Source organism: Streptomyces ziwulingensis (assembly GCF_039542605.1).
Classification (GTDB): Bacteria; Actinomycetota; Actinomycetes; order Streptomycetales; family Streptomycetaceae; genus Streptomyces; species Streptomyces ziwulingensis.
On sequence record NZ_BAABIG010000011.1, the window covers coordinates 1 to 5,919 of the forward strand.

Consider the following 5,919-nt stretch of genomic DNA (forward strand, 5'->3'; position numbering starts at 1 on the left):
AACACGGGCGAGGTGTCGAGGAGTTCGCGGCCCATGCCGATCCACTGGGTGCCCTGCCCGGGGAAGACCAGGACGGTCTTGCCGGCGCCGGCCGCCGAGCCGGCGCCCCGGACCGTTCCGGGTGCCTGCTCGTCACGGGCGAGTGCGGTGAGCGCGGTCAGGGCCTCGTCGTGGGTGCCGGCGATCACGACCGCGCGTTCGCCGAGGACCGCGCGCCGGGTGGCGAGGGTGCCGGCGATGTCCGCGAGCGGGGTGTCCCGGGCGCCGTCCAGGAAGGCGGCGAGGCGTTCGGCCTGGGCGGTGAGCGAGGCGGCGGAGGCCGCGGACACCACCAGCGGCACCGCACCGGCCGGGGCGGCGGGCGCCGCTTCGGCTGCTTCGGCCGGTTCGGCGGCCTCCTCCTCGGGGGCCTGTTCCAGGATCAGGTGCGCGTTGGTGCCGCTGGCGCCGAACGAGGACACGCCGGCGCGGCGCGGGCGGCCGGTCGCCACCCACTCCCCGGCCTCGGTGAGCAGTTCCACGGCGCCGGAGGACCAGTCGACCTGCGGGGTGGGGGCGTCGATGTGCCGGCTGGCCGGCATCACGCCGTGGCGCAGTGCCTGGACCATGTTGATGACACCGGCGACCCCGGAGGCGGCCTGGGTGTGGCCGATGACGGACTTGACGGAGCCGAGCCGCAGCGGCTGTCCGGCGGGGCGGTCCTGGCCGTAGGTGGCGAAGATGGCCTGGGCCTCGATGGGGTCGCCGAGGACGGTGCCGGTGCCGTGGCCCTCGACCATGTCGACGTCGGCGGTGGTCAGTCCGGCCCCGGCCAGCGCCTTGCGGATGACGCGCTGCTGGGAGGGGCCGTTGGGGGCGGTCAGGCCGTTGGACGCGCCGTCCTGGTTGACGGCCGAGCCGCGGATGACGGCGAGGACGCGGTGGCCGCGCTCGCGGGCCTGCGACAGCGTTTCGAGGAGGACGACACCGACGCCCTCGGCCCAACTGGAGCCGTCGGCGGCGGCGGCGTAGGACTTGCAGCGGCCGTCGAAGGCCAGGCCGCGCTGGCGGGCGAAGCCGACGAAGCCGCCGGGGGTGGACATCACGGTGGAGCCGCCGGCCAGCGCCATGGAGCACTCGCCGCGGCGCAGCGCCTGCATGGCGAGGTGGATGGCGACCAGGGACGAGGAGCACATGGTGTCGACGGTGACCGCGGGCCCCTCCAGGCCGAGCGTGTAGGCGACCCGCCCGGAGGCGACTCCGCCCGCGGTGCCCAGGGCCCGTTCCAGGCTGAGGTAGTCCTCGTGGCCGCTGAGGTCGGGGGCGTAGTCCTGGTGGACGATGCCGGCGAAGACGCCGGTGTCGCTGCCGCGCATCGAGTGCGGGTCGAGGCCGGCCCGTTCGAGGGTCTCCCAGGACACTTCGAGGAGCTGGCGCTGTTGCGGGTCCATGGCGAGGGCCTCGCGCGGCGAGATGCCGAAGAACGCGGCGTCGAACTCGCCGGCGTCGTGCAGGAAGGCGCCTTCGCGGACGTAGGTCGTGCCGGGGTTGTCCGGGTCGGGGTGGTAGAGGCCCTCCAGGTCCCAGCCGCGGTCCTCCGGGAACGTCGTGTAGACGTCGGTGCCGTCGGTCACCACCCGCCACAGGTCCTCGGGGGTGCGGATGCCTCCCGCGTACCGGCAGGCCATGGAGACGATGGCGATGGGCTCGGCAACGGCCGCCGCGAGCGTGCTGTTCTCCTGCTGCAGCCGTGCGTTCTCCTTGAGGGAGGCGCGCAGCGCGTTGACGATCTGGTCGTCCGGGCCCGACATATCCGTCCTCCGTGGTGCGTCCGCTGTCATGGGATCAGCTCGTCCCGCCCAGAGCACGCTGCACGAGGTCGGCAACGTCCATGGCGTCGATCAGGGTCTCGTCGTCCTCGGCCGGGGCCGTCGTTCCGGGCCCCTCGGACGCCGCGGCGTCCTCGGCGTCCTCGGTGTCCATCAGGCTCAGCAGGGTGTCCAGGACACCGGCCTCCTTGAACCGGGCGAAGGGGATGGTGGCGAGGGCTCGTTTGAGGTCGTCCTCCCGACCGTCGAGCCCGTCGTCGGCGTCCCGCAGCAGTTCGGAGCGCAGGTAGCCGACGAGGGCGTCCGGCGTGGGGTAGTCGAAGATGAGCGTGGCGGGCAGCCGCAGGCCGGTCGCCACGTGCAGGCTGTTGCGCAGGTTGACGGCGGCGAGCGAGTCGAAGCCGACCTCCTGGAAGGCCTGGAGGGGGCCGATGCTCTCGGCGCCGCTGTGGCCGAGGACCGTGGCGGCGTGTCCGCACACCAGCCGGAGCAGGATGCGGTTCCGTTCGGCCTCGGGGACGTCGCGCAGGGAGTCCACGAGGCCGGCGGTGGTGTCGCCGTTCCCGGCGTCCGGCTGGGTGGCCCGCAGGGCCGCCGTCGCTTCGGGCAGGTCCGCGAAGAGCGGGCTGGGCCGGACCGAGGTGAACGCCGGGATGAAGGCGTCCCAGTCCATGTCGACCACCGTGACGGCCTTCTCCCGGGCCTGGACGGCCTGTTCGAAGGCGGTGACGGCGATCTGCGGCGCCATGGGCAGCACACCGCGTCGGCGCAGTTGGGTGAGGGTGTCCTCGTCCATGCCGACGCCGATCTCGTCCAGGGCGCCCCAGGCGATCGCGGTGGCCGGGTGGCCGTGGCCGCGGCGCCACTCCACGAGGGCGTCCAGCACGGCGTTGGCCGCGCCCGACGGTCCCTGCCCGCCACCGCCCCAGATGCCGGCGATGGAGGAGAACACCACGAACGCGTCGAGCGGGGTGTCCGCGAACCGTTCGGCGAGCCAGCGGGCCGTGTCGACCTTGGTGGCGAACACCTCGGTGAGTTCGGGTACGCCGGTGTCGTCCACGGTGCTGGTCCGGGCGATGTCGGCGGTGTGCACGACGGCGGTGAGCGGCTGGTCGGCGGGGAGTTCGGCGAGCAGGCCCTCGATGGCGGTCCGGTCGGTGTCGGCGCAGGCCAGCACGGTGGTGCCGGTGTCGAGTGCGGCCACCTCGGCGCGCAGCCCGGCGAGCGCGTCCTCGGGTGCGCCGGCCGTGGTGGTGACGACGAGGCGCCGGGCGCCGGACCGGGCCAGCCACAGGGCGGCGTGCCGGCCGAGTCCCTCGGCGCCGCCGGTCACCAGGACGGTGCCGGCCGGCTGCCAGCCGGAGCCGGCGGCCGGGTCGGGGGCCGCCTTGCGCAGCAGCCTTCGGGTGTGCACACCGGAGCGGCGTACGGCCATCTGGTCGTCGTCGCCGGGGTGGTCGAGCGCGCCGAGCAGATGCCGGACGGCGCGGGTGTCGAGGGTGGCGGGCAGGTCGATCAGCCCGCCCCAGGGCTCGCCGCGTTCCAGGGCGGCGGCCCGGCCGACGCCCCAGACGGCCGCCTGGGCCGGTGCCGTGACGGTGTCCTGGACGCCGGTGTTGACCGCGCCCTGGGTGAGGCACCACAGCGGCTGCTTGGCCCCGGCGTCGCCCAGTGCCTGCACCAGCGCCAGGGTCGCCGCGGTCAGCGGGACGGGGTCGAGCGGGCCGTCCGCACCGCCCGGGTCGAGGGCGAGCAGCGACAGTACGCCGGTCACGTCGGGTTCGGCGAGGGCGGCCGACAGGCGCTCGCCGAGCCGGGCGCGGGTGGCGTCGGCCGCCGCTACCTCCAGCGGGACGAGGTCGAGTCCCTGCGCGGCGAGTTCCCGCAGCAGCTCGTCCGGCGGCGAGCCGGCCGGGCGGTCCGCCGGTACGACGGCCAGCCAGCGGCCGGCCGGGACACCGGTGGTCTCCTGGTCGAGCGGCCGCCAGGTGACGTGGTAGCGCAGCTTCTCGGCCGCCGACCGCTCGCGCCGCCGGCCGCGCCAGTCGGCCAGCACGGGGACGACCGTGCGCAGCGCGTCGCGCTGGTCGGCCGCGGCGAGGTCGAGCAGTTGGGCGAGGGCGTCGGCGTCGGCCTGTTCGACGGCGGTCCAGAAGTCGGTGTCGGCGCCCTCGGCGGCGGGCCCGTCGTCCGTACCGGTCTCCGCCTCCCGCAGCCAGAAGTGCTGCCGGTCGAAGGCGTACGTCGGCAGGTCCACATGGGTGGCGGGTGCCTCGGCGGGCAGGACGCCCGTCCAGTCCACGGTCACGCCCTTGACGAACAGCTCCGCCATCGACGCGAGCAGCCGGCGCGGGCCGCCCTCCTCGCGCCGCAGCGAACCGGCGGCGACGGCACGGAGCCGGACGTTGTCGTCGGCGGCCTCGTCGAAGATCTCGTTGACGGGCTGGAGGAGCACCGGATGGGCGCTGGACTCGACGAACACCGTGTGACCCTCGGCCAGGAGTGACGCCACCGCCGGTCCGAACCGGACCTGACCGCGCAGGTTCCGGTACCAGTAACCACCGTCCAGCACGCCCGCCTCACGGACCCACTCACCGGTGACCGTCGAGAAGAACGGCACCAGCGGCGCCTGACTGCGGATCTCCGCGAACGCCTCCGCCAGCGAACCCTCGATCGCCTCGACATGGCGGGTGTGGGAGGCGTAGTCCACCGCTACCCGGCGCACCCGCACCCCGTCCGCCTTCNAGCGGCGACCTCCACCCGGCCCTCCCAGCCCGCGATCCGGCCGGTCACCTCCGACTCGGACAACGCCACCGAGGCCATACCGCCCCGGCCCGCCAACTCCCCCGCGATCACCTGACTACGAACCGCGACGATCCGCGCCGCGTCCTCCAACGACAACGCACCCGCCACGCAGGCCGCGGCGATCTCGCCCTGCGAATGCCCGAGCACCGCGTCCGGTACGACACCCACGGACGCCCACACCGCCGCCAGGGCGACGTTCACGGCGAAACTCGCCGGCTGGACCACGTCCACCCGGTCAAGCAGGTCGACGTCACCGCGCAGCACGGCGTTCAGGTCCCAGTCCACCCACGGCTTCAGGGCGAGGACGCACTCGGTGATCCGCTCCGCGAACACGGGTGAGGTGTCCAGCAGTTCCCGGCCCATGCCCAGCCACTGCGACCCCTGCCCGGGGAAGACGAGCACGGTCTTGCCGGGGCCGCCGGAGCCGGTGACGGTTCCGGTCACGACGAGAGGGCTGCTCCCGCCCCGGGCCAGCGCGCTCAGCCCGGTCAGGGCTTCGTCGTGCGAGCCGGCGACGACCACGGCCCGCTCGGACAGCAGGGCCCGCCGGGAGACGAGGGCGTCCGCGATCCCGGCCAGGGCCACCGGCCCGTCCGAGCGCTGCTCCGCGTCGGTGCCGGCGTCCGTGACGAGCGCCCCGAGGCGCCCGGCCTGGGCGGCGAGGGAGGCGGTGCTGCGGGCCGACACCACCAGCGGTACGACACCGGCGGGGACCGTCGCCCCAGGAACCGTCGCCCGCGGACCCGTCGGACCGCTGCCCGTCGCCCCGGTGACCGTCGATCCGTTGCCCGTCGACCCGCTGCCCGCTGTCCGGTCGGCCGGTTCCGCCTCGGGCGCCTCCTCCAGGATGACGTGCGCGTTGGTGCCGCTCGCGCCGAAGGAGGAGACGGCGGCCCGGCGCGGCCGGCCGGCCCGGGTCCACTCGCGGGCCTCGGTGAGCAGTTCGACCGCGCCCGCCGACCAGTCCACCTGCGGAGTGGGGTCGGCGACGTTCAGGGTGGGCGGCAGTACGCCGTGCCGCATCGCCTCCACCATCTTGATCACACCGGCCACACCGGCGGCGGCCTGCGTGTGCCCGATGTTCGACTTCACCGAGCCCAGCCAGAGGGGCTGTTCGCGGTCCTGCCCGTAGGTGGCAAGCAGCGCCTGGACCTCGATCGGGTCACCGAGGACGGTGCCGGTGCCGTGCCCCTCCACCACGTCCACGTCGGCGGGTTCAAGACCCGCGGCGGCCAGCGCGCCACGGATCACCCGCTGCTGGGAAGGGCCGTTCGGGGCGGTCAGGCCGTTGGACGCGCCGTCCTGG

General features: G+C 74.7%; 1 protein-coding gene and 1 pseudogene. Both read right to left on the reverse strand.

Annotated elements, in window-relative coordinates; translation table 11 throughout:
- Nucleotides 1–1,847, reverse strand: a 1,847-nt coding sequence (locus ABEB00_RS05820) for a type I polyketide synthase (RefSeq protein WP_425586439.1), incomplete at its 3' end; no start/stop codon positions are given.
- Nucleotides 1,825–5,919, reverse strand: a pseudogene (locus ABEB00_RS36035) (type I polyketide synthase); the annotation flags it as partial. The gene ABEB00_RS05820 and the pseudogene ABEB00_RS36035, both read right to left, overlap by 23 nt.